Genomic DNA, 24,648 nt, shown 5'->3' on the forward strand with positions numbered 1-24,648 from the left:
CCAAGCGGGCTGACCTGCATCAGCAGGTGGCCCGCCAGGCGCTGCCTCTTGGCGCTCATAACCGCGCAGCTCGACCTCCCATTCTGCTCCTCGATACTCCCAGCACTCACTCATGCCTCTGGCCCCACAGGCCGCATCCCTGAAAATACCCGCATAGTGGCGTTTTAGAGCCTCTCGTTCAGTTTTGATTAAGTAAGAATCTTTATCGTTGCCCCGGAAGTGACCGATCGGTCACAGGCGTTTGGCTGGCAGTCGAGAACGTCACCGATGAAAATCACAGGAGATGCAACGATGAACTCAACCGCTTCCCGAACCGGCAATACCCTGCACCCCGTCGCCAAGGACAACGCGCAGGCCGCCCTGCAACAACTGCTGCAGGGCTTTCGGCGTTTCCGCCAGGAGGTCTACCCGCAGCAGCAGGCGCTGTTCAAGCGTCTGGCCTCGGCACAGGCGCCCAGCACAATGTTCATCACCTGCGCCGACTCGCGCATCGTGCCGGAGCTGATCACCCAGAGCGACCCCGGCACCCTGTTCGTCACCCGCAACGTGGGTAACGTGGTACCGCCCTACGGACAGATGAACGGCGGCGTATCCACCGCCATCGAGTACGCCGTACTGGCGCTCGGCGTACAGCACATCATCGTCTGCGGCCATTCCGACTGCGGTGCGATGAAGGCCGTGCTCAACCCGGCCAGCCTCGACGGCATGCCCACCGTGCGCGCCTGGCTACGCCATGCCGAGGTGGCGCGTAGCGTGGTGGCGGACAACTGCAAGTGCGGCAGCGCCCATGAAACCCTCGGCGTGCTGACCGAAGAAAACGTGGTGGCGCAGCTCGACCACCTGCGCACTCACCCTTCCGTCGCCGCGCGTCTGGCCAGTGGTCAGCTGCAGATCCATGGCTGGGTCTACGACATCGACAGTGGTGGCATCCGCGCCTACGACGCCGCCTCGGGCAACTTCCTTGCGCTCGACGGTGACGAGCAGCCCTGCGCCACCCCGCAACCGCGCTACGCCAGCGCCTGAGCCACCCATTTCCCCGAGCCTGCCTCCACAAATGAAGGCGGGCACGGGCTGTTTTTGCCCGCAAGTCGGGCCAGGAGATCCCCATGAACCTGTTTCGCACATTGCCACGGGACGCACTGGCGTCCGTCGTGGTCTTTCTCGTCGCCCTGCCACTGTGCATGGGCATCGCCATCGCCTCGGGCATGCCGCCGGCCAAGGGTCTGATCACCGGCATTATCGGCGGTCTGGTGGTCGGCTTCATCGCTGGGGCGCCACTACAGGTGAGTGGCCCGGCTGCCGGCCTCGCCGTGCTGGTGTTCGAACTGGTGCGTACTCACGGAATGACTGCGCTAGGTCCAGTATTGCTGCTGGCCGGACTGATCCAGCTGGTCGCCGGCACCTTGCGCCTGGGCGGCTGGTTTCGCGTCACCGCGCCGGCGGTGGTCTACGGCATGCTCGCCGGCATCGGCATCCTCATCGTGTTGTCGCAGGTGCACGTGATGCTCGATGCCGCACCCAAGGCCTCCGGCCTGGACAACCTGCTGGCCTTCCCCGGCGCCGTGCGTGATGCGCTGAGGCTGCTCGGCAGCAACGCCATGATCGCCGGCGCCATCGGTCTCGGCACCATCGTCAGCATCTGGCTGTGGGAGCGTTTTCGCCCAGCGCCACTGCGCTTTCTGCCCGGCGCGCTGGTCGGCGTGATGCTCGCCACTCTGGCCAGCCTGTGGCTGACACTGCCGGTCAAACGCGTCGAACTGCCGGCCAATCTCGGCGATGCCATCGACTGGATTACTCCGCAGGGCCTGGCCAGCCTGGCCGACCCGCAACTGCTGATCGCCGCCCTGGCACTGGCCTTTATCGCCAGCGCCGAGACGCTGTTGTCTGCCGCCGCCGTGGATCGCATGCACGACGGCCCGCGTGCGCGCTTCAACCGCGAACTGTCCGCCCAGGGCATCGGCAACATCCTCTGTGGTGCGGTCGGCGCCCTGCCGATGACCGGCGTAATCGTACGCAGCTCGGCCAACGTCCAGGCCGGCGCTCGCGGCCGCGCCTCGACCATCCTCCACGGCGCCTGGTTACTGGCCCTGGTCGCCCTGCTGCCCGGCGTGCTGCAGAGCATCCCGGTGGCCAGCCTCGGCGCGGTGCTGGTGTACACCGGCTGCAAACTGGTCGACCCCAAGGCCATGCGCAACCTCGGCCAGTACGGCCGTGCCCCGGTGTTCATCTACGCCGCCACGGCGCTGTGCATCGTCTTCACCGACCTGCTGACCGGCGTGCTGGTGGGCTTCGCCCTGACCTTGCTGAAACTGGTGTGGAGCGCATCGCACCTGCGCGTGAAGCTGGTGCCCACCGGCCCGAACAGCGCCGAACTGCGTATGAGCGGCGCCGCCACCTTCCTCCGTGTGCCACAACTGGCCAAGCTGCTGGCTAGCGTCGAACCGGGCACACGCCTGCATCTGAGCCTGGCGCGGGTCAGCTACATCGACCATGCCTGCATGGAACTGCTGGAAGACTGGGGCCGCTCCGCCCGCGCCCAGGGCGGCGGGCTGGAGATCGTCGAAGGTGCGGCGTTGAAACGCCGGGTGGAGGGCCGACAACGCACGGCGCTGGCCTGAACGCACCACGGCTCACTCACGCAGGCCGGTGAGTGAGCCAGACTGGGGACAGACCTTTTGGTTCCTTTGGGCGGGGCCGGCCATCCGGCGTTTGCCAAAAGGGGCTCGCCGTCAGGGCGATACGAAGCGAAGCGTAGTAACAGCCGCCGGCTGGCCCGGAGGGTGAGCGAAGCGAATCAACCGTAATCACGGACAACGAATTTGCGGTGTCGGAGTGCAATACCCCAGCAAAAGCCCAAAGCGCCCTCTCCCCTAGCCCCTATCCCGCAAGCGGGAGAGGGGAACTGATCGCGGGCCTTCAGCAATCTCAGCAGGCCTCCGAGGCTTCCAAGATTTTCGCGGCTGAAGCCGCTCCTACAGATCTGGATGGATTCGGGTCGCGGCTGAAGCCCTCCCACAAGAACGTGGCGATACCACCCGGCCTTGTCTTCACGCTCCCGCGATCAGCCGCTCGATGATCTCCCGACGCTCAGGATGCTCCGGCACCTGAATGCCAAACTCTTCTCGCAACACCTTCAGCACCTCATCGACACTCTGCAACTGCACCCGCTCACTCGCCTGCCCCAGTCGGTGAATGGCGAAGCTGCCGTTGTTCAAGGTCTTGCGCAGGCCTGGCCCGGTGCGGGCGGCGATCATCTGGCCGAGGAAGGGCGAGTCCGGGTGGGTGCACACGTACCAGTTGCCCACCACGTAATCGATATCCGCCACCTGCTGCAGATCGAACACGTACATCGCCCGCCAACTGCCGGCGACCAATGCGCGCAGGGTGTAGGTGCCGTCCACCAACGTCAGCCGATAGGGCTCATGCGGTGTGGCCTGCTCAGCCTCGCTGTCGAGTAGCAGTGGGCCGGTCGGCACCATGCCGCCGAAACCGACGTCGCTGATGTAGCGCACGCCATCGAGAGTCACCAGCACCAGCATATGGGTGCGCGCCGGCAGGGCATCTTCCGGACCGCCCATGACCACGCGGCCGGTCAGCCCGCGCGCGTCGAAGCCCAACGCCTGCAACAGCAGCAGGTACAGACGGTTAAGTTCGAAGCAGTAGCCGCCACGGCCCTGGCGTAGCAGCTTGTCCTGGATCGCGGCGGGTTCGACCTCCACCGGCACGCGCAGCATGCTCGCCAGGGTTTCGAAGGGGAACTCGGCGGTGTGCCGCGCTTGCAGCTCGCGCAGGGTGTCGAGGGTCGGTGGCGGCGCCGACGAGTAACCCAGGCGCTCGAGGTATGTGTGTAGATCCAGCATGAATGGCTCGGTCATCGTGCATCTCCCTTTTCTACCTGCCGGCTGTTTTACCAGAGGGCGTGGATAGACGATATGCAACGAGCCACATGGTGTGCTCGAAACAGCGCTTTCGGTTTGCGGCAGCCGGCACACACAAATCCGCGCAGATGCGCCAATCTATCGCTCACCGCCCGAGCTTGCCGAGGACTCCATGATGCACCTGCGCCTTTTCTGCACCTTCTCCCTGTTACTCACCCTGAGCGGCTGCGGCGCCGGTGAGACGGCCGCTACGGCGACGCTCCAGGCTGAACAGGCCCAACAGGCCCAACAGCAGATGGAGCAGCTCAAGCAGCAGATCGACCAGGCCAATGCGGCGAACACCCAGCGCCTGCAGGAGGCCATCGATCAGGCGCAGTGAACGGCGTTTCCAGCGGAGCGCTGCTTGCAACGAGCAACGCGCCGCCTGACAACAAAAAGGCCGATCTATTGATCGGCCTTTTCGTTCAAAGCAGCAGCTCACTCAGCCATTGCTGGGGAAGGCGAACTGCGCCGCTTCGTGGCTCTTGCGTGCCGGCCAGCGTTGGGTGATGGCCTTCTTGCGGGTGTAGAAGCGCACACCATCCGGGCCGTAGGCATGCAGGTCGCCGAACAGCGAACGCTTCCAGCCGCCGAAGCTGTGGTAGGCCACCGGCACCGGCAGCGGCACGTTGACGCCGACCATGCCCACTTCGATCTCATCGCAGAACAGACGCGCGGCTTCACCGTCGCGAGTGAAGATGCAGGTGCCGTTGCCGTACTCGTGATCGTTGATCAGTTGCATGGCTTCTTCCAGGCTGCCGACGCGAACGATGCACAGCACCGGTCCGAAGATTTCGTCGGTGTAGATAGTCATGTCCGGGGTCACCCGGTCGAACAGCGTGCCGCCGACGAAGAAGCCGTTCTCGTTACCCGGCACCACCAGACCACGACCATCGACCACCAGCTTGGCGCCCTGCTCGACCCCGGCGTCGATGTAGCCCTTGACCTTGTCACGCGCAGCAGCGGTGACCAGCGGGCCCATGTCCAGGCCGCAGGAGGTGCCGGCGCCGATCTTCAGCGCCTGGATCTGCGGGACGATCTTCTCCACCAGCGCGTCGGCGATCTGGTCACCCACGCACACGGCCACGGAGATGGCCATGCAGCGCTCGCCGCAGGAGCCATAGGCCGCGCCCATCAAGGCGCTGACAGCATTGTCCAGGTCGGCATCGGGCATCAGCACAGCGTGGTTCTTGGCGCCGCCGAGGGCCTGCACGCGTTTGCCGCGCTTGGTGCCTTCGCTGTAGATGTATTCGGCGATCGGGGTCGAGCCGACGAAGCTCAGGGCCTTGACCTCGGGCGCTTCGATCAGCGCATCGACCGCATCCTTGTCACCGTTGACCACGTTCAGCACGCCCTTGGGCAGGCCGGCCTGGTTCAGCAGCTCGGCGATGAACAGGGTGGAGCTGGGATCGCGCTCGGACGGCTTGAGGATGAAGCAGTTGCCGCAAACGATGGCCAGCGGGTACATCCACAGCGGCACCATGGCCGGGAAGTTGAACGGGGTAATTCCTGCGACGACACCGATAGGTTGCAGATCGGTCCAGGCGTCGATGTTCGGGCCGACGTTGCGGCTGTATTCGCCCTTGAGAATTTCCGGGGCGGCGCAGGCGAACTCGACGTTCTCGATACCGCGCTTGAGTTCACCGACGGCGTCCTCAATGGTCTTGCCATGCTCGGCGCTGATCAGCGCGGCGATTTCGTTCTCGTTCTGCTCCAGCAGTTGCTTGAAGCGGAACATGATCTGCGCGCGCTTGGCCGGCGGGGTGTTGCGCCAGGCCGGGAAGGCGGCCTTGGCCGCGTCGATGGCCAGTTGCATGGTGGCGCGATCAGCCAGGCCGACGGCGCTGGTGGAGTCGCCGGTGGACGGGTTGTACACCGGAGCGCTGCGACCGTTGCCGGCAACGCGTTCGCCGTTGATCAGATGGGGAATGTGGCTCATGGGAATCTCCAAAGTTAGGTTGGTGGGAGGGGCTTCAGCCGCGACTGAGTGAGCGTCGCGGCTAAAGCCCCTCCCACAGGAATCAGTCGAGCTTGTTCAGCACGTCACCGACGGCGTTGAAGACGTGGTCGAGGTCTTCCATCTTGGCGTTGAAGGTCGGGCCGAACTGCAGGGTGTCGCCACCGAAGCGTACGTAGAAACCCGCCTTCCACAGGGCCATGCCGGCCTCGAACGGACGGATCACCGCGTCGCCATCACGCGGGGCGATCTGCAGGGCGCCAGCCAGGCCGCAGTTGCGGATGTCGACGATGTGCTTGGTGCCCTTCAGGCCATGCAGCGCGGCCTCGAACTTCGGCGCCAGCTCGGCGGACTGCTGAATCAGATTCTCGCGCTTGAGCAGCTCCAGCGTCGCCAGGCCAGCGGCGCAGGCCACCGGATGTGCCGAGTAAGTGTAGCCGTGGGTGAACTCGATCATGTGCTCCGGCGACGGCTGCTGCATGAAGGTGTTGTAGATCTCGCTGCTTGCGATCACCGCACCCAGCGGGATGGCGCCGTTAGTGATCTGCTTGGCGACGTTCATCAGGTCCGGGGTCACGCCGAAGAACTCTGCGCCGCTCCACTTGCCCATGCGGCCGAAGCCGGTGATCACTTCGTCGAAGATCAGCAGGATGTTGTGCTGCGTGCAGATCTCGCGCAGGCGCTGCAGGTAGCCCACCGGCGGCACGATGGCACCGGCCGAGCCGGACATCGGCTCGACGATTACCGCAGCGATGTTGGAAGCGTCATGCAGCTCGATCAGCTTGAGCAGTTCGTTGGCCAGCTCCACGCCGCCGGTCTCGGCCATGCCCTTGGTGAAGGCCATGCCCGGTTGCAGGGTGTGCGGCAGGTGGTCGGCATCCATCAATTGGCCGTACATCTTGCGGTTGCCACCGATGCCACCAAGGGCAGTGCCGGCGATGTTGACGCCGTGGTAGCCGCGGGCACGACCGATGAAACGAGTCTTGGACGCCTGGCCTTTCAGGCGCCAGTAGGCCTTGGCCATCTTCACCGCGGTGTCGGCGCACTCGGAGCCGGAGCCGGTGAAGAACACATGGTTGAGCTCGCCCGGCATCAGGTCGGCGACCTGCTCGGCCAGCTTGAACGACAGCGGATGGCCGTACTGGAAGCCCGGCGAATAGTCGAGGGTGCCGAGCTGCTTGGCCACGGCTTCCTGAATTTCCTTGCGCGAGTGACCGGCTCCACAGGTCCACAGGCCGGACAGGCTGTCGTAGATCTTGCGGCCCTGGTCATCGGTCAGCCAGTTGCCCTCGGCTGCCACGATCAGGCGCGGGTCACGCTGGAAGTTGCGGTTGGCGGAGAACGGCATCCAGTGCGCATCCAGCTTGAGCTGGCTGGCCAGGGACGGGGTTGCGGTCTGCGGCATGTTCATTGGGGTGGCCTCGCACTCGACGGTGTCGTGGGAGGGGCTTTAGCCGCGACAAACAGGGGACCGACAACAGTCGCGGCTAAAACCCCTCCCACAGGAGTTGAATCAGTTGCCAGCAAAGGTGCCACGGGCATAGAGTCAGTAAAACAACACTCTTCTTATCTTCAGTTCAAGGTCTACTAAACATATGAGTAGCCGCCGTCCCGATCCGCTGGCCCAGGTCAGCGACTTTGAAATCCGTCTGCTCAAGCTGTTTCGCAGCGTGGTGGAATGCGGTGGTTTTTCCGCAGCGGAAAGTGCCTTAGGCATCGGCCGCTCGGCCATCAGCCAGCAGATGAGCGACCTCGAACAACGCCTCGGCCTGCGCCTGTGTCAACGCGGCCGCGCCGGCTTCGCCCTGACCGAGGAAGGCCGCGAGGTGTACCAGAGCACCCTGCAACTGCTGGCGGCGCTGGAGAGCTTTCGCACCGAGGTCAACGGCCTGCACCAGCACCTGCGCGGCGAGCTGAATATCGGCCTCACCGACAATCTGGTGACCATCCCGCACATGCGCATCACCAATGCCCTGGCACGCCTCAAGGTGCAGGGGCCGGACGTGCGCATCCACATCCGCATGACGCCACCGTCGGAAGTGGAACAGGGCGTGCTCGACGGTCGCCTGCATATCGGCGTGGTGCCGCAGGTCGGCGCCCTCTCCGGCCTGGAATACCAGGCGCTATACGATGAGCGCTCGCTGCTCTACTGCGCGGTCGGCCACCCGCTGTTCTACGTCGATGATCTGCAGCTCGAGGACGAAAGACTCAACGCCCAGGAGGCCATCGCCCCGACCTTTCGCGTGCCGCCGGAGGTGCAGAGCCACTATCAGGCGCTGAACTGCACCGCCAGCGCCTCGGACCGCGAGGGCATGGCCTTTCTCATCCTCACCGGGCGCTATATCGGCTACCTGCCCGACCACTATGCCCAGGCCTGGGTGCAGCAGGGTCGCCTGCGCGCGCTCAAGGCTTCCACTCGCTACTACGACATCAACCTGGCGGCGGTGACGCGCAAGGGCCGTCGCGCACACCTGGTGCTGGAGAGTTTTCTCGACGCCCTGGCCGAAGCCTGACCCCCGCGAGCGGAATATCAGCACCAATCGCGCCTACTTGCGTAAGCGCAAAAGCAGCCTGCTTGCTGGCGATCAGCGAGTTCGCTCCATCGCTGGCCAGCCGGCTCCACTTGAGGGCAGAACGCCCTATCGCGGGGCGCCACTAAACACGACCCGCCAGCAGGAAAACTGAACACCAAGTCACGAATAATCGTATGCAATTGATGCGACAAGGCTTTCGTCACAGCTGAATACAATTCCTCATGCAAGCTGATCAGTTGGACAGCTTTTTGCACCTGGGCTGCAACCTGACCATATGGCCAGGAAAAATCAGAACGACACGATGATTTTCAGGAGCCCAGATGAACCCTACTCGCGCGACCATGCTCGCCGCCGGCAGCCTGCTGCTGGCGACCCATGCCCAGGCCGACAGCCCATTGCTGTGGCAGAACAACAGCCTTTCCTACCTCTATGGCAAGAACTTCAAGGTCGAGCCAGCTATCCAGCAGACGCTCACCTTCGAACATGCCAGCGGCTGGAGCTGGGGCGATGTGTTCTTCTTCGTCGACCAGAAGTTCTTCAACGGCGCGCAGAACGGTGCTGGGGATTCGCGCAGTTTCTACGGTGAGCTGAGCCCGCGTCTGTCATTCGGCAAGCTGCTGGGGCGTGACCTATCGTTCGGCCCGGTCAAGGACGTGCTGCTGGCGGCGACCTACGAGTTCGGCGAGGACGAGACCGAGGCCTACCTACTCGGTCCGGGCTTCGACCTGGCGGTGCCCGGCTTCAACTTCTTCAAGCTGAACTTCTACTACCGTAAACCGGACGGCAATCGAGTCGACCGCGATGGTGACGGCAAGCCCGATGGCAGCGGCGTCTGGCAGGTCACACCGAGCTGGTCCTATACCCTGCCGGCGGGCAAGTCGGACATTCTCATAGACGGCTATATCGACTGGGTGGTGGACAACGACGCCGGCTACCACAGCAACTACCACATCAACCCGCAGATCAAGTACGACCTGGGCAAGGCCCTGGACTGGGGCGACAAGCAGGTCTACGTCGGCGTGGAATACAGCTACTGGGAGGACAAGTACGGCATCCAGGACTCGGCGGCCTTCACCACCAACCAGAACACCGCCAGCCTGCTGCTGAAAGTGCATTTCTGATTCGAGGCGGCCGACCGGCGCAGGTTGGTCGGCCTTTTGCAGCCACTTCCAGACTCACCACGGGAATGCCCCATGACCACCGAATCGCAACCTACCTCCGAACTGCTCTACGGTCTGGATGACCGCCCCGCGCCATTGCCGGCCTTCTTCGCCGCGCTGCAGCATGTACTGGCCTGCTTCGTCGGCATCGTCACCCCGACGCTGATCATCGGCGGCGTGCTCGGCCTGCACGAACAGTTGCCCTACCTGATCAGCATGGGTCTGATGGTTTCCGGCGTCGGCACCCTGATCCAGGCGCGCCGCCCGTTCGGCATCGGTGCCGGGATGATCTGCGTGCAGGGCACCAGCTTCGCCTTCCTTAGCGCCGTGCTGGCAGCAGGCCTGATGGTCAAGGCGCGCGGCGGCAGCCCGGACGACATCCTGGCGATGATATTCGGCGTGTGCTTCTTCGGCGCCTTCATCGAGATGGTGCTGAGCCGCTTCATCGGCCGCCTGCAACGCGTCATCACACCGCTGGTGACCGGTATCGTGATCACCATCATCGGCGTCAGCCTGATCAAGGTGGGCATCACCGACGTCGGCGGCGGCGCCAAGGCGGAGAACTTCGGCGCGCCGATCAACCTGGCCCTGGGCGCCCTGGTGCTGCTGACCATCATCGTGCTCAACCGCCTGAGCAATCCCTGGCTGCGCCTGTCGGCGATCGTCATCGGCCTGTTGGTCGGCTCACTGGCTGCCTGGTTCAGCGGCGTGCTGGTACCCAAGGCGTTGCCCGAACTGCCGTTGGTGAGCCTGCCGATCCCGTTTCGCTACGGTTTCGACTTCGACTGGATGGCCTTCGTCCCGGTGGCGTTGATCTACCTGATCACCGCCATCGAAACTACCGGCGACCTGACCGCCAACTGCATGATCTCGAAACAGCCGATCAAGGGCCCGCTGTACCTGCAGCGGATCAAGGGCGGGGTATTCGGCGATGGCGTCAGCTCGCTGATCGCCGCGGTGTTCAACACCTTTCCCAACACCACCTTCAGCCAGAACAACGGGGTGATCCAGCTCTCCGGCGTAGCCAGCCGTCACGTCGGCTACTACATCGGCGCGATCCTGCTGATCCTCGGCCTGTTCCCGGTGCTCGGCGCCATCCTCCAGCAAATTCCCAAGCCGGTGCTGGGCGGCGCCACCCTGGTGATGTTCGGCACGGTCGCTGCCGCCGGCATCCGCATCCTCGCCCAGGCGCCGCTGGATAGGCGCAGCCTGCTGATAATGGCCACCAGTTTCGGTATCGGCCTGGGCGTATCCAGCCAGCCAGATCTGCTCGGCCAGATGCCCAGACTGGTGCAAAACGTGTTCGGCTCGGCGATCACCAGCGGCGGCCTGACCGCCATCCTGATGAACCTGCTGTTGCCGCTGGAAAACAGCGCCTTGCCCGAAGAGACCGAGCAGACGCAGCAGGTCTGAGTGCCGGCTACCACGCGGACAGTCCGCGCCCGTCCCGCAGGGCAGGCAGGTCACCGTGGTTTTATAAGGGCAGCCATGTGGCTGCCCGCTTTTCAGCAGTCCAATTCCAGCCGCGCCCCGCGACAGCCGGAGACGCAGGGCATCAACCACTCGCCACTGGCCTGTTCGGCGGCCGACAGGTACTGGTCGCGGTGCTCCGGCTCGCCGGCCAGCACCCGCGTCTGGCAGGCACCGCACATGCCCATGCCGCAGGAGGTGGGAATGTTCACGCCGACCCGCGCCGCCGCCTGCACCAGGCTCTCTCCCGCCATCACCTCGACCTCACGGCCACTGCGCGCCAGCACCAGGCGCAGCTCGCCGGGCTGCCTGACCGACGTCTGCCCAGGCGCCTGAAAGTGTTCCCGATGCAGCGCAGCATCCGGCCAGCCGCGGGCTATCGCGCGCTGCATGACCCGTTGCATGAAACCCTGCGGCCCGCAGGTGTAGAGCTGCCGTCCGCCCTGCCAAACCGGCAGGTGCTGCTGCAGATAGGCGTCGATGGCCGCGCTATCCAGCCCGGTCACCAGGCTCACCGCCGGGTCGCCGGCCAGGCGCTCGGCGAAGGCGACATGCGCGGGGCTGCGGGCGAAATACAGCAGGCGCACCGAGCGCCGTTCGAGCCGGCACTGGCGGTACATGGCCAGCAGCGGAGTGATGCCGATGCCGGCCGCCAGCAGCCAGACCTCATCGCTGCCCGGCTGCAGGGCGAACAGATTGCGCGGCACGCCGACCTGCAGTAGCGCCCCCACGCGCAGGTGCCGATGCAGCCACTGCGAGCCGCCGCGCGAAGCCGCCTCGCGCTTGATCGCCAGGCGCAGGCAACCCTCGTCGGCCAGGTTGGTCAGCGAGTACTGGCGCACCAGGCCATCGCCGGTGCGCACATCGACATGCGCACCGGCCTGCCAGGCGAAAGGCAGCGCACCGCGCTCGAGCGGGCACAGTTCGACACCGAGGATATCCCGGGCCTCCTCGCGCAGGCCGCGCACCTGCAGTTCCACCCAGCTCATCGGCGCACCCCGGCACGCCGCTGCAACTGCAGCACCGCCGCATTGGCCTCACGGCCCAACGCGGCCAGGTCCAGCCCTGGAAGCCGATCATCCACCACCACGCGCTGACCGCCGACCAGCAGCGCCTTGACGCTGGCGCGGCCACCGCAGGCAATCGGGCCGATGGCCGGGTCATGCAGGCCGAAATAACGCGGATCGTCCAGGCCGTAGATGGCCAGGTCCGCTGCCTGGCCAACCTGCAAGGTGCCCAGCGCATCCAGCCCCAGCACCTGGGCGCCGCCAGCCGTACCCCAGCGCAACACATCCTCGATGCTCGCAGCATCCGCACCGCCTTCGAAGGTGCCACCGGCATAGCGCGGTTTGGCCTGCTCACCCTTGCGTGCCCGCTGCAACAGCCAGGCTGCATGGGTTTCGCTGAGCATGTCGGCGGCCTCGTTGGAGGCGGCGCCATCGACGCCGATGGATACCCTGACCCCAGCCGCTTCCAGCGCCGGCAGATCGGCAATACCGCTGCCCAGACGGCCGTTGCTCTGCGGGCAATGGGCGATGCCACTGCCACTGCTGCCGAGCAGGCGGATTTCCTCTGGCAGCAGTTTTACCAGGTGGGCGAACCACACGTCCGGGCCCAGCCACTCCTGCTCGGCGCAGAACTGCACCGGAGTCATGCCGAACTTGGCGCGGGCGGCGTCCAGGTAATCCACGGTTTCGCTGAGGTGGCTGTGCAGGCGCAGGCCCAGACGCCGCGCCAGGCGCGCCGTCTCGCACAGTTCCTCGGCCGTGGTCGAGTGCAGGGTGGTGGTCGGCGCCACCACGATGCGCCGTCGCGCATCGCTGGCCGGGTCGTGGTACTGCGCGGTCAGGCGCTCGATATCGGCCAGGTAGTCGTCCAGCTTTTCCGGGCGCAGCGCCTGCGGTAGATCGGCTTCGAGCTGGCGGGTCTGGGTCGCGCCACCGCGACAGAGCACGAAGCGCAGGCCCAGGGCATCCGCCTCCTCGAACAGAATCGCGGCACCGTCGAAAGGCATGCCGGGGTAATAGAGATAGTGGTGATCGGCCACCGTGGCACACCCGGAACGGGCCAGCTCGATCAGACCGATGCGCACCGCCAGGCGGAAGCTGTGCTCGTCGAAGGCGGCGCGAAAGCGGTACGGCGTGGCCGCCAGCCAGGCGGTCAGGCTCTGGTTGAGGCCCTGCGGCTCGCCCTTGAGCAAAGACTGGAACAGGTGGTGATGAGTATTGACCCAGGCCGGATAGACCACGCAGTCGCGCGCATCGATCAACGCTTCGCCGGGGAGCGCCTCAAGTCGGCCGATAGCGGCGATGCGCCCGTCCGTCACGCGGATGTCCGGTCCTGCTATACGCGCCTCGCTACCGGACAGGCCGGTCATGATGGCGCTGGCGTTACGGATCAGCCAGTTGTTCGGGATGTTCATGTACTTGCTCCAAAATCACCGAGCCTTGCGGCTCAGTACAGATGTTCATAGTTCCCGTAGGAGCGGCTTCAGCCGCGATTTGGTTCTTTCAGCCAAAGCATCGCGGCTGAAGCCGCTCCTACAAGATTTGCGTTACCACGACAGGCTCAGCCCTGCTCGCTCTCATGCCAGTGCCCCAGGCATAGGCGGGCGATAAAGGCCATCAGGCTGAACAGCGCCACACCGGTGACGGCGATCAGCAGCAACGCGGCGAACAATCGTGGAATGTTCATCTGGAAGCCGGCCTGGAGAATCTGGTAGGCCAGCCCGGCACCGGTGCCGCCGGTGCCGGCGACGAACTCGGCCACCACCGCACCGATCAGCGCCAACCCCGAGGCGATGCGCAGGCCGCCGAAGAAGTACGGCAGCGCGCTGGGGATGCGCAGGCGCAGTAGGGTTTGCCAACGGCTGGCGCGGTTCAGCCGGAACAGGTTGAGCAGCCCCGGATTGACGCTGCGCAAACCGAGTACGGTGTTGGAGATGACCGGGAAGATCGCCACCAGAGTGGCGCAGATCACCAGCGCCAGGGTGGTGTTGCTGACCCAGATGATGATCAACGGGGCGATGGCCACCACCGGGGTGACCTGCAGCAGAATCGCATAGGGAAACAGGCTGGCCTCGATCACCCGGCTCTGCACGAACAGGAAGGCCGCCGCCACGCCCAGAACCACCGCCAGGGCGAAGGAGAGGAAGGTGATCTGCAGCGTCATCCACAGCGCACCAAGCAACAGCGGCCCGTCCGTGATCAGCGTGCGGCCGATGTCGGCCGGACTCGGTACCAGGTACACCGGCACCTCGAGGCCGACACACAGCGCCTGCCAGAGGCCCAACAGAAAGGCGCCGACCAGCAGCGGGGCGAGAATCTTCTGCATGGCCGGGTTGGCCAGCCAGGGAGTATGTTCAGTGCTCATGCGGTTGCTCCTGCTGATTCGTATGGGACTGCACCAGCGCTTTGGCGAAGCGCTGTGCGCCGCTCATTCGATGCGTTCAATGCTCGCCCTCCCCGTTGGCTTCAGCGAGCAATGCAGACAAGTGCGCGCACTGCCGGATAAACCCCGCCGAGGTGCGGAAGGCCTCGTCCCGCTCGGCCGGGCCGTCGATGGCCACATCGGCCAGTACCCGTCCCGGCCGCGCGCCCATCACCACCACCCGAGAGGACAGGTACACCGCCTCGTAGATGCTGTGGGTGACGAACACCACGGTCAGGTCGCGCTCGGCCCAGAGCCGGCGCAAGTCGCTGTCCAGGCGGTTGCGGGTGAACTCATCGAGCGCACCGAACGGCTCGTCCATAAGCAATAGATTGGGCTCGGTGGCCAGTGCACGAGCGATCGAGGCACGCATCTGCATGCCACCGGACAACTCGCGCGGGTAGACCCCGCCGAACTGGCCCAGGCCCACCAGCTGTAGTGCCGCCTGCACCCGCGGCTCGCTCTGGCTTTTCGGCATGCCGGCCAGATCCAGCGGCAGACGCGCGTTGTCGGCCACCTTGGCCCAGGGCATCAGCGTCGCCTCCTGAAACACCATGGCCAGGCGCCGCTCACCAGCGCTCTGCTCGATGGCGCCCTTGCCCCACCAGCGCACCTGGCCGGCCGAAGGTTGCTCCAGCCCGGCGAACATCTTCAGCAGGGTGCTCTTGCCGCAACCGGAGGGGCCGAGCAGCGAGACGAACTCGCCGCGGCCAATTTCCAGCTTCAGCCGTTGCAGGGCCTGGGTGCCGTTGGGGTAGGTCTTCTCCACCTGATTGGCCAGCAGCACCGGGCGCTCGGCATCGGCCATTTGCAGGGCGGCGTTCATAGTGGCACCCCGGCCGGGCGGAACTGTTCCTCTTCGCCGTGGCGTTGCAGCAGCTCGAAGAGCATCTTGCGCATGATCAGCCCGGGCTTGTCCGACTCCATGTGGAATTCCACGCGGCGGCGGGTATCGACGCAGGCATCATAGTCGGTGGCCTCGAGGATCTCCTGGTCCTCGCGGGTGATCGGCGCATCCCAGGCGATCAGCTCCTCGCTGCTGCAACTGGCCTCGTTGTCGTTGCGATACAGCCACTGCACCAGCTGGATGCGCTTGTCGTCGATGGGCGTGGCGCAGTTGTAGATGATGTGGTGCAGGCCGCTGTCCGGGTAGGTACAGCCGAAGCGGCGCACGAACGGCAGGTGCCAGCGGTTGAACAGGTGGCGGATGGTGGTGGGTTTGTCCGTACCGGTGACGCGGTGGCCAGCCGGTGGATTGTTGATCGGCACCACGGTTTCCGCCTCGAAGCCCCACTCGGTCTGTTCCAGGCGGTAGCTGGAGGGTTTGGGCTGGTCGAGCATGCCGAAATTGGCCTTGTGCACGAAGGAGAAATGCGAGTTGTCGAAGCTGTTCTCCATGAAGCGCAGCGGGCTGGTACGCCACTGTTCATAGAACTGGAAGATGCGCCGGTAGGCCGGGTCGCCGTCTTCCTCGAAAGTCGGGATGTCCTGCAGCGGCTCGCCGAGGCACACCCAGACGTAGCCGTAACGCTCCTGGCAGCGGTAGGCCTCGGTGCGCGCGCCGGCCGGGATCGGCGCGCCAGCGGCCTGCTGCGGAATGCACACGCAGGCGCCGCTGCCGTCGTAGCGCCAGCCGTGGTAGCCACAGACGATGGTGCCGTCCTCGACCCAGCCCTTGGACAACTGAGCGGTGCGGTGACAACAGCGGTCGGCCAGGGCCACCGGGCCGTCGTTGCCACCCTCTTTTTTTCCCAGAAACAGCACCAGGCGTTCGCCGAGCAGGGTGAAGGGTTGCGGGCCGGCGTCGAGCATCGACACGGGCATCAGGGCGTACCAGAAACGGCGCAGCACGGGTTGTTGGGTTACCAGCATGGCAAATCTCCTCATCGCGCCCTCTAACGGAGCGCTGGGCAGTCGAATCAGGGGTTGGCGGCGGTGACGGCGGCGGCCGGCAGCACGCGTAGATCACGGACGAAGTCGGTGGTGAAGGCGCGTTGCCAGTCGGTCTCGGCCTTGAGCAGGCCGGTCTCGACCATGAAGTCGCGGGTCTTGCCCCAGCGCGCCGCGGTGATCACCCCGATGCCCTCGGTCGCCGCGTCGCCACCTTCCACCAGGCGGTACTCCTTGAGCTTGGCCACGCCCCAGGCCAGCAGTTCGTCGCTCATGTTGGGGTTGTCGCGCTTGATCAACTCGTTGGCCGGCGCCGGGTTGTCGAGATAACTCTTCCAGCCCTGCATCGAGGCCGCGACGAAGCGCGCCAGCACTTGCGGGCGCTCGGCAATCACCTCGTCGCGGGTGACCAGGGTGGAGCCATAGGGCGGGTAACCGGCATCGGCGAACAGGTAGAAGTTCGGCTGCTTGCCGGCCTGGGTGGCCTGGAACAGTTCCGAGCTGGCATAGGCCTGCTGCACCGCCTGCGGGTTGTTGAAGAAGGGCTGCAGGTTGAAGGTGTAGGGGCGCGCCTGGGCGTCGCTCAAGCCGTACTGCTGCTTGAGCCAGGGCCACCAGGTGGTCTGCCCGGACGTCGACACCAGCACCGTCTTGTCAGCCAACTGATCCAGCCCGGAGACATCGGCATGGGTCAGCATGCCCTGCGGGTCGCCCTGGAAGGCGGCGGCGATGGCCTTGACCGGTAGGCCCTGCTCGATGCTCTTGAGCACCTGCAGATCGTAGTTGACGATCACGTCGGCCTGCCGGTTGAGCAGCAACTGCATGCCGTTGACCTGCGGACCGCCCATGCGGATGCTCACCTCCAGGCCCTGCTCCTGATACAGGCCGGTGGCCAGGGCCTGATAGAAGCCGCCGTGCTCGGCCTGGGCGTACCAGGAGGTGAGCAGTACCAGCTTGTCTGCAGCCTGCGTCAGCGGCGCGGCGAACAGACCAAGCAGCGCCGCCGGCAACAGGCGACGCAGGGTGGAAGCGGTGGAACCCAAGGCAATGCGTGATTTCATGGCGAATTTCTCCCGATAGGAAGGCACGTTGAAAGCCGCGCCGGGCGCGCGTGGCACCAGGCTGCGAGGGAAACCGGAAGGGGCCGAACGAGGAAAAAGCGGGCAAGGACGAGCAGCCGAGCGCCAGGAATGGCGCGACTGGAAGTGCGGTCGAAGCTGGAGCTGAAGCGTTGCATGGCCGACCTCTCTCTCGCCCAAGGCCCGAAGACCAGGTTCAAGCACCCATACCGGGTGTGCGGCCGGGGTGGCCGCAAGAGCAATGTCCCACGTCGATCGGAGCCGATCGGACGCTAACCGCTTCTACTCAACCAAGGCTTAGCAGAGGCTGTGCCAATTCGTGGAAAGGCCCGTTGCAGAGCGAGTCTCTCGTCAGGCCAGGGCGCCACGAGCGAGCATCAGCCAGCCTCGCGGCGACAAAAGCGTGCGCAACGGACATATCACGCACAACCACGGTGCAACGCCGCCCCCAAAGTCATTTCCTGTCATTTTTCCGCGACTTGCGCTTGTCACCCGGACGGCGCTGGGGTATCAGTGCAATCGCTCCGCTCCCTGATCAGTTCGGAATCGCCCCATGACCTTCGAAGTCCCCGCCCACAGCGCCAACGACAAGCCCGCCGGGCGCATTCGCCAGAAGAACGAAGAAGCCATCATCAAGGCTGCCGAGGAAGAGTTCGCCCGGCACGGCTTCAAGGGCACCAGCATGAACACCATCGCGCAGAACGTCGGCCTGCCCAAGGCCAACCTGCACTACTACTTCAACAACAAGCTGGGGCTGTACCTGGCCGTGCTGAGCAACATCCTCGAGCTGTGGGACAGCACCTTCAATAATCTGAGCGTCGATGACGACCCGGCCGAAGCGCTGGAGCGTTACATCCGCGCCAAGATGGAATTCTCCCGGCGCCAGCCGAAGGCTTCGCGCATCTTCGCCATGGAAGTGATCAGCGGTGGCGACTGCCTGTCGCAGTACTTCAACCAGAACTACCTGGACTGGTTCCGTGGCCGTGCCGCCGTGTTCGAAGGCTGGATCGCCGCTGGCAAGATGGACCCGGTCGACCCGATCCACCTGATCTTCCTGCTGTGGAGCAGCACCCAGCACTACGCCGACTTCGCCTCGCAGATCTGCCGCGTGAAGCAGAGCTCGCGCCTGACCAAACAGGACTTCGAGCAAGCCTCCGATCAACTGGTGCAGATCATCCTCAAGGGCTGCGGCCTGACGCCTGCTGCCAAAGCCTGATGGCGTTCACCCTGCTCGGCCCTTGCCAATACCGCGAGGAGATTCGCAAGAGCCGCTTCATTGCCCTCGCCGCGCCGATTGCCAGCGCGGCCGAGGCGCAAGCCTTCATCGATAGCCACAGCGATCTGGCCGCCTCGCACAACTGCTGGGCGTGGAAGGTCGGCAACCAGTACCGCTTCAACGACGACGGCGAACCGGGCGGCACGGCTGGCAGGCCGATCCTAGCCGCCATCGAGGGGCAGGACTGCGATCAGGTGGTGGTACTGGTGATTCGCTGGTACGGCGGCATTCAGCTCGGCACCGGCGGCCTGGCCCGCGCCTACGGCGGCAGCGCGGCGAAATGCCTGCAGGCTGGCGAGCGCCGTGAACTGGTGCTGCGGCAGCCCTTCACCTGTCATTTGCAGTTCGCCGAACTGCCGCTGTTCAAGGCGCGTCTGAACGAGTTCGACAGCCTGATCGAGAACGAAGATTACGATGCCAGCGGCGCGCGCCTGCACCTGGCCGTCGCGCCGGCAGAGCGTGAAAAGCTGGAGCGTCTGTTGGGTGATATCAGCCGTGGCCGGGAGAGCCTGAGCGCACCATGAGACACGCAATGATTGCCTCGCTGCTTTTCTGCTTGGCCATGCCCGCCCAGGCCGAAGTGCAGGAACGGCTGCAGGAGCAGTACTACGATCTGCAAGTGGCTCCTGGCGAGTCCCTCAGCCGCGCCATCAACCAGGCCTCGCCGATTCGCCAGAACGGCCAGATCTATCACGCCTACACCCGTTGGCAGGTGCAATGGAACTTCTGGTGGCGCGAACAGCGTGATGGTCGCTGCCAGATCGACCTCACCCGCACCCGGTTGAACGCCACCATCACCCTGCCCCGCCTCGGTGGCGGCGACGCACAGCAGCGCCAGCGTTTCGAACAGTACCTGGGCGCACTGCGCGAACATGAGATGGGCCATTACCGCATCGGCCAGGCGGCGGCGGCCGAGATCGACGCGGCGCTGCTGACGACACCTGAATACCCCAGTTGCGCCGAGCTGCAACAGCAGGCCAACCGGCGCGCCAATGCCGTGCTGCAACGGCATGTCGAACATGAACGCCGTTACGACCGCGAAACCGGCCATGGCCGCAGCCAGGGCGCCTGGCTGACGGAATAACAGCGCAAGAGGAAGGCGCGGCGCCCCACCGTGGATAGTGGCTGGACGCACTCGAAAAGCTTCGCCCCGGGGGGCTCCTACAGGGGATTGCCGTGCCGGGCTTATCGGATCGGCATTCGCTATGCTGATCTTCTTTCTCATCCGCAATGGAGCCTGATATGACTGCCCCCCGATCCATCCTGATCATTGGAGCCTCACGTGGCCTCGGCCTTGGCCTGGCCGGTGAGTTCGCCGCCCAGGGCTGGGCCGTGACCGCCACCGTGCGCAGCGCCGCGCAGCAAGCGCCGCTGCAGGCACTGCCCGGCGTGCGCGTGGAGCAACTGGAGATGACCGACCCGGACAGCCTCGAGCAGTTGGCCAACCGCCTGAATGATCAGCAGTTCGACGTCATCTTCGTCAATGCCGGGGTCGCCGGCCCCGAGCACCACAGCACTGCACAGGCCAGTGCCGAGGAAATGGGTCAGCTGTTCCTGACCAACGCCGTCGCCCCGCTGCGCGTGGCCGAGCGCCTGCTGCCGAATTTGGCCGCCGAACATGGGCTGATCGTGTTCATGAGTTCGATCCTGGGCAGCATCGAAGCCGGTGCCGGCCTGGGCATGCCGCTGTACGGCGCCAGCAAGGCTGCGCTCAACCACCTCGTGCAATGCTTCGTGCGCACTCAGGACAATCCAAAACTCGGCGTAGTGCTGATGCATCCGGGCTGGGTACGCACCGACATGGGCGGCGCAGACGCCCCGCTGGATATCGACAGCAGCTGCAAGGGCATGGTCGCACAGGTCAGCGCTGCCGTCGGCCAACCGGGCCTGCGTTATCAGGACTATGAGGGCAATCCGCTGCCCTGGTAAGGGCGTTCGCTACGCTCGAACCGGGCCGGTAGCGGAAGTTCGCTCTGGTAGCCACAAGTAGTGGCCTCTGGTGATCCCCGGATTGCATCCGGGCTATGTTCGCGGCTAAAGCCCTTCCCACAAGAGCAGCAGCTGTTTGTGGGAGGGGCTTTAGCCGCGCACGCGCGAATACGGTGCATTGTGCGCAGCGCACGGAGAGACGCGCACCAATGGCAGGCATTGCAGTGCGCTCGGCCATAGGCGAGAGCCAATTAAATGGATTTTCTGACTCACTGGCCAAGTTTTTGCTTTATCCCCGCTCAGTCATGTTCATGAGCGCTTCCCATGTCCGCCCCACCCGCTTCCCCACGCCTGCAGCTGACAGCCATCAGCAAGCAATACCCCAGCTGTCTGGCCAACGACCGTATCGACCTGGCCATCGACCCCGGCGAGATCCATGCCCTGCTCGGCGAGAACGGCGCCGGCAAGAGCACGTTGATGAAGATCATCTACGGCGTCACCCAGCCCAGCAGCGGCGAGATTCACTGGCAGGGCCAAGCCTTGAAGATGCGCGACCCAGCCATGGCGCGCAGCCTGGGCATCGGCATGGTGTTCCAGCATTTCTCGTTGTTCGAGACGCTGACCGTCGCCGAGAATATCGCCCTGGCCATGGGCGCCGAGGCCGGTACGCCCAAGCAGCTTGAACCTAAGATTCGCGAGGTGTCGCAGCGCTACGGCATGGCGCTGGAGCCGACCCGGCTGGTGCACAGCCTGTCCATCGGTGAGCGCCAACGGGTGGAGATCGTCCGTTGCCTGATGCAGGACATCAAACTGCTGATCCTCGACGAACCCACCTCGGTGCTCACCCCGCAGGAGGCTGATGAGCTGTTCGTCACCCTGCGCCGGCTGGCCGCCGAAGGCTGCAGCATTCTCTTTATCAGCCACAAGCTCGGCGAGGTGCGCGCGCTCTGCCACAGCGCCACGGTGCTGCGTGGCGGCCGCGTATCCGGCCATTGCGTACCAGCCGAGTGCAGCGACCTGGAGCTGGCGCGGCTGATGGTCGGCGATGCCGAGGGGCTGGAAAGCAGTTACCCGAAAGTCAGCGGCGGCCTGCCACGGCTGCGTGTGGATGACCTCAGTTGGCACAACCCCGACCCATTCGGCTGCTCGCTCGAACGCATTCGCCTGGAGGTACGCAGCGGTGAGATCGTCGGCGTCGCTGGCGTGGCCGGCAATGGCCAGGACGAATTGCTCGCCCTGCTCAGCGGCGAAACGCGCCTGCCCCGTGGCGAGCGCGAGCGGGTCAGTATCGATGCCGCGCCAGTGGCCAATCTGCATCCTGATGCACGGCGCCAGCTGGGCTTGGCGTTCGTCCCCGCCGAGCGCCTCGGCCATGGCGCCGTGCCGGAGATGAGCTTGGTGGACAACGCCCTGCTCACCGCCTTCGGCCAGGGTCTGGTCAAGGGCGGCCTGGTGCAGCGCAGCAAGGTGCGCGCGCTGGCCGAGCAGATCATCCAGCGCTTCGCGGTGAAAACGCCGGATGCCGACACCGCCGCGCGCAGCCTGTCCGGCGGCAATCTGCAGAAATTCATCCTCGGCCGCGAGATTCTGCAAAACCCCAAGCTGCTAGTAGCTGCACATCCCACATGGGGCGTGGACGTCGGCGCCGCCGCCGCCATCCACCGCGCGCTGATCGCCCTGCGCGATGCCGGCGCGGCGATCCTGGTGATCTCCGAAGACCTCGACGAGCTGTTCCAGATCAGCGACCGCATCGGTGCGCTGTGTAGCGGGCGGCTGTCGCCGCTGGCCGAGACGGCGCAGGTGTCCACCGTGGAAGTCGGCCGCTGGATGGCCGGTGAATTCGATCAACCCGCCGCCGCTGCGGCCTGCTGACGGAGCCCGTCATGCTGTTATCCCTGGAACCGCGCGGCCAGGAGTCGCGCCCCATGCTCTGGCTGTCGCCGCTGTTGGCCGCCGTGCTGACGCTGGTGAGCGGCATGCTGCTGTTCACCCTGCTCGGCCATGATCCGCTGGAAACCCTGCACACCCTGCTGATCGCCCCGGTCAGCGACTGGTACGGCGTGTCCGAACTGCTGGTCAAGGCGCTGCCGATTCTGCTCTGCGCCCTCGGCCTGGCAGTCGCCTACCAGGCGCGCATCTGGAACATCGGCGCCGAAGGCCAACTGTTGATCGGCGCCCTGGCCGGCAGCGCCATGGCCCTGCAACTGATCGACTGGGAAAGCCGCTGGGCACTGGCCTGGGTGGTGCTGGCCGGTACATGCGCCGGAGCGGCCTGGGCCGGGCTTACCGCCTGGCTGCGCACGCAGTTCAACGCCAACGAAATCCTCACCAGCATCATGCTCAACTACATCGCGCTGAACCTGCTGCTGTTCTTCGTGCATGGCCCGCTGAAGGACCCGGCCGGTTTCAACTTCCCCGAGTCGGCCATGTTCGGCGATGCCAGCCGCCTGCCGCTGGTCAGCGAGGACGGGCGCCTGCATGGCGGCCTGTACCTGGCGCTGCTGGCCCTGGTGGCAGTGTGGGTGCTGCTGCACAAGAGCTTTCTCGGCTTCCAGATCAAGGTGCTGGGCCTGGACAAGCGCGCCGCCGGCTTCGTCGGTTTTCGCGAGAAGCGCCTGGTGTGGTTCGCCCTGCTGGTCAGCGGCGCCCTGGCCGGTATGGCCGGCGTAGGTGAAGTGGCCGGGCCGATTGGCCAACTGGTGCCGCAGGTATCGCCCGGTTACGGCTATGCGGCGATCACCGTGGCCTTTCTCGGCCGTCTCAATCCGCTCGGCATCGTCGCCGCCAGCCTGCTGATGGCGCTGCTCTACCTGGGCGGCGAGAACGCGCAGATGAACCTGAATCTGCCACAGGCGATCACCCAACTGTTCCAGGGAATGATGCTGTTCTACCTGCTGGCCTGCGACGTGCTGATCCTCTACCGGCCCCGGCTGAAGTGGAAATGGGCGCGCCGCCAAACGCTTGCCGAAGCCACCACCTGAACGCCAAGGAAATCCCCATGGATCTCGATCTGTTGACCAATATTTTCTACGCCATGGTCCGCACCGGCACACCGCTGCTGCTGGTGGCCCTGGGCGAGCTGGTGTGCGAGAAGAGCGGCGTGCTCAACCTCGGCCAGGAAGGCATGATGCTGTTCGGCGCGGTGATCGGTTTCATCGTCGCCTTCAGCACCGGCAGCCTGTGGCTCGGTGTGCTGCTGGCCATCGCCGCCGGCATACTGCTGTCGCTGCTGTTCGCTGCCGTGGCGCTGGGTTTCAACGCCAACCAGGTGGCCACCGGCCTGGCCCTGACCATCTTCGGCGTGGGTCTGTCCACCTTCGTCGGCGCCGCCTGGGTCGGCAAGCCGCTGAGCGGTTTCGAGCCCATCGTCATCCCGCTGCTGTCCGACCTCCCGCTGATCGGGCGCATGCTGTTCGCCCAGGACGTGCTGATCTACCTGTCCTTCGCCCTGTTCGCACTGGTGGCCTGGGTGCTGCTGAAAAGCCGTATCGGCCTGATCATCCAGGCCGTCGGCGAGAACCCGGACGCCGCCAGCGCCATGGGCCTGCCGGTGCTGCGTGTACGCACCCTGGCGGTATTGTTCGGCGGTGCCATGGCCGGCCTGGCCGGTGGCTACCTGTCGCTGGCCTACACGCCGATGTGGGCGGAGAACATGACCGCCGGGCGCGGCTGGATCGCCCTGGCGCTGGTGGTGTTCGCCAGCTGGCGGGTGCTGCGCGTGCTGCTCGGCGCCTACCTGTTCGGCCTGGCCAGCATCCTCCATCTGGTAGCGCAAGGCATTGGCCTGTCGATCCCGTCGAACCTGCTGGCCATGCTGCCTTATGTGGCCACCATCGTGGTGCTGGTGCTGCTCTCGCGCGATGCGATCAAGACCCGGTTGTATGCGCCGGTATCGCTGGGCCAGCCATGGCAGCCGGGGCATTGATGAGGAGAAGTCGCGGCTAAAGCCCCTCCCACAAAAGCCGCCCCCACAGACTTCACTGGTGCTGTGGGAGGGGCTTCAGCCG

22 protein-coding genes are annotated in these 24,648 nt (G+C 65.2%); 13 read left to right on the plus strand and 9 right to left on the minus strand.

Annotation, left to right across the window (positions count from 1 at the left end; translation table 11 throughout):
- Positions 1-291: 291 nt before the first annotated feature.
- Both BM186_RS15565 and BM186_RS15570 read left to right on the plus strand, forming a co-directional pair.
- Positions 292-1,023: a carbonic anhydrase gene (locus BM186_RS15565; protein ID WP_074916406.1), complete on the plus strand. Its 732-nt coding sequence runs from the start codon at positions 292-294 to the stop codon at positions 1,021-1,023.
- A gap of 83 nt (positions 1,024-1,106) precedes the next feature.
- Positions 1,107-2,618, plus strand: coding sequence for a SulP family inorganic anion transporter (locus BM186_RS15570; protein ID WP_074916408.1), 1,512 nt, complete (start codon positions 1,107-1,109; stop codon positions 2,616-2,618).
- Positions 2,619-3,047: 429 nt separating this feature from the next.
- On the opposite strand, the gene BM186_RS15575 is transcribed toward BM186_RS15570, so the two are convergent.
- Entirely contained in the window at positions 3,048-3,875 is an 828-nt protein-coding gene (locus BM186_RS15575) for an arylamine N-acetyltransferase family protein (RefSeq protein ID WP_074916410.1), read from the minus strand.
- A gap of 178 nt (positions 3,876-4,053) precedes the next feature.
- Here BM186_RS15575 and BM186_RS15580 point away from each other — a divergent pair, with 178 nt between their 5' ends.
- Entirely contained in the window at positions 4,054-4,257 is a 204-nt protein-coding gene (locus tag BM186_RS15580) for a hypothetical protein (RefSeq protein WP_241519865.1), read from the plus strand.
- A 102-nt stretch (positions 4,258-4,359) separates the two neighbouring features.
- Here BM186_RS15580 and BM186_RS15585 read toward each other — a convergent pair whose 3' ends face one another.
- Both BM186_RS15585 and BM186_RS15590 read right to left on the minus strand, forming a co-directional pair.
- Entirely contained in the window at positions 4,360-5,856 is a 1,497-nt protein-coding gene (locus BM186_RS15585) for a CoA-acylating methylmalonate-semialdehyde dehydrogenase (protein ID WP_074916414.1), read from the minus strand.
- An 82-nt stretch (positions 5,857-5,938) separates the two neighbouring features.
- Complete coding sequence (locus BM186_RS15590; RefSeq protein ID WP_074916416.1) at positions 5,939-7,285, minus strand: omega-aminotransferase AptA; 1,347 nt, start codon at positions 7,283-7,285, stop codon at positions 5,939-5,941.
- 184 nt (positions 7,286-7,469) lie between these two features.
- Here BM186_RS15590 and BM186_RS15595 point away from each other — a divergent pair, with 184 nt between their 5' ends.
- The 3 genes from BM186_RS15595 to BM186_RS15605 all read left to right on the plus strand — a co-directional run bounded on the left by BM186_RS15595 (position 7,470) and on the right by BM186_RS15605 (position 10,981).
- On the plus strand, positions 7,470-8,387 hold the full coding sequence (locus tag BM186_RS15595; RefSeq protein ID WP_017675412.1) for a LysR family transcriptional regulator: 918 nt from the start codon (positions 7,470-7,472) through the stop codon (positions 8,385-8,387).
- Positions 8,388-8,728: 341 nt separating this feature from the next.
- Positions 8,729-9,529 (plus strand): outer membrane protein OmpK, encoded by an 801-nt coding sequence (locus tag BM186_RS15600; RefSeq protein ID WP_074916418.1) that lies wholly within the window; start codon positions 8,729-8,731, stop codon positions 9,527-9,529.
- A 72-nt stretch (positions 9,530-9,601) separates the two neighbouring features.
- On the plus strand, positions 9,602-10,981 hold the full coding sequence (locus BM186_RS15605) for a uracil-xanthine permease family protein (RefSeq protein WP_074916420.1): 1,380 nt from the start codon (positions 9,602-9,604) through the stop codon (positions 10,979-10,981).
- Between the two features lie 92 nt (positions 10,982-11,073).
- Here the strand turns inward: BM186_RS15605 and BM186_RS15610 are convergent, their stop codons facing one another.
- The 6 genes from BM186_RS15610 to BM186_RS15635 all read right to left on the minus strand — a co-directional run bounded on the left by BM186_RS15610 (position 11,074) and on the right by BM186_RS15635 (position 17,418).
- The gene (locus BM186_RS15610) at positions 11,074-12,027 is read right to left on the minus strand and encodes a PDR/VanB family oxidoreductase (protein WP_074916422.1); all 954 of its coding nucleotides are present in this window, start codon (positions 12,025-12,027) and stop codon (positions 11,074-11,076) included.
- The gene (locus BM186_RS15615) at positions 12,024-13,460 is read right to left on the minus strand and encodes an amidohydrolase family protein (RefSeq protein WP_074916424.1); all 1,437 of its coding nucleotides are present in this window, start codon (positions 13,458-13,460) and stop codon (positions 12,024-12,026) included. The genes BM186_RS15610 and BM186_RS15615 overlap by 4 nt, the downstream gene beginning before the upstream one ends.
- A gap of 146 nt (positions 13,461-13,606) precedes the next feature.
- Positions 13,607-14,371 carry an ABC transporter permease gene (locus BM186_RS15620; RefSeq protein ID WP_338153426.1) on the minus strand — a complete coding sequence of 255 codons (765 nt, stop codon included), beginning with the start codon at positions 14,369-14,371 and terminating at the stop codon, positions 13,607-13,609.
- A 115-nt stretch (positions 14,372-14,486) separates the two neighbouring features.
- Positions 14,487-15,293 (minus strand): ABC transporter ATP-binding protein, encoded by an 807-nt coding sequence (locus BM186_RS15625; protein WP_074916428.1) that lies wholly within the window; start codon positions 15,291-15,293, stop codon positions 14,487-14,489.
- The gene (locus BM186_RS15630; RefSeq protein ID WP_074916430.1) at positions 15,290-16,339 is read right to left on the minus strand and encodes an aromatic ring-hydroxylating dioxygenase subunit alpha; all 1,050 of its coding nucleotides are present in this window, start codon (positions 16,337-16,339) and stop codon (positions 15,290-15,292) included. Before BM186_RS15630 ends, BM186_RS15625 begins: the two co-directional genes overlap by 4 nt.
- A gap of 47 nt (positions 16,340-16,386) precedes the next feature.
- A complete protein-coding gene (locus BM186_RS15635; RefSeq protein WP_074916432.1) occupies positions 16,387-17,418 on the minus strand; it encodes an ABC transporter substrate-binding protein in 1,032 nt (343 codons plus the stop codon).
- 571 nt (positions 17,419-17,989) lie between these two features.
- Here BM186_RS15635 and BM186_RS15640 point away from each other — a divergent pair.
- From BM186_RS15640 to BM186_RS15670, 7 genes are all read left to right on the plus strand, one after another.
- Complete coding sequence (locus tag BM186_RS15640; RefSeq protein WP_072424330.1) at positions 17,990-18,652, plus strand: TetR/AcrR family transcriptional regulator; 663 nt, start codon at positions 17,990-17,992, stop codon at positions 18,650-18,652.
- Complete coding sequence (locus BM186_RS15645; protein WP_074916434.1) at positions 18,652-19,236, plus strand: IMPACT family protein; 585 nt, start codon at positions 18,652-18,654, stop codon at positions 19,234-19,236. The genes BM186_RS15640 and BM186_RS15645 overlap by 1 nt, the downstream gene beginning before the upstream one ends.
- The gene (locus BM186_RS15650) at positions 19,233-19,796 is read left to right on the plus strand and encodes a DUF922 domain-containing protein (protein ID WP_074916436.1); all 564 of its coding nucleotides are present in this window, start codon (positions 19,233-19,235) and stop codon (positions 19,794-19,796) included. The genes BM186_RS15645 and BM186_RS15650 overlap by 4 nt, the downstream gene beginning before the upstream one ends.
- A gap of 158 nt (positions 19,797-19,954) precedes the next feature.
- Positions 19,955-20,641 (plus strand): SDR family oxidoreductase, encoded by a 687-nt coding sequence (locus BM186_RS15655; RefSeq protein ID WP_074916438.1) that lies wholly within the window; start codon positions 19,955-19,957, stop codon positions 20,639-20,641.
- Between the two features lie 324 nt (positions 20,642-20,965).
- Positions 20,966-22,513 (plus strand): ABC transporter ATP-binding protein, encoded by a 1,548-nt coding sequence (locus tag BM186_RS15660; RefSeq protein WP_074916439.1) that lies wholly within the window; start codon positions 20,966-20,968, stop codon positions 22,511-22,513.
- An 11-nt stretch (positions 22,514-22,524) separates the two neighbouring features.
- Complete coding sequence (locus tag BM186_RS15665; protein ID WP_074916441.1) at positions 22,525-23,622, plus strand: ABC transporter permease; 1,098 nt, start codon at positions 22,525-22,527, stop codon at positions 23,620-23,622.
- 17 nt (positions 23,623-23,639) lie between these two features.
- A complete protein-coding gene (locus BM186_RS15670; protein ID WP_072424336.1) occupies positions 23,640-24,566 on the plus strand; it encodes an ABC transporter permease in 927 nt (308 codons plus the stop codon).
- Positions 24,567-24,648 lie beyond the last annotated feature (82 nt).

The sequence above is a fragment of the Ectopseudomonas toyotomiensis genome (assembly GCF_900115695.1).
GTDB lineage: Bacteria > Pseudomonadota > Gammaproteobacteria > Pseudomonadales > Pseudomonadaceae > Aquipseudomonas > Aquipseudomonas toyotomiensis.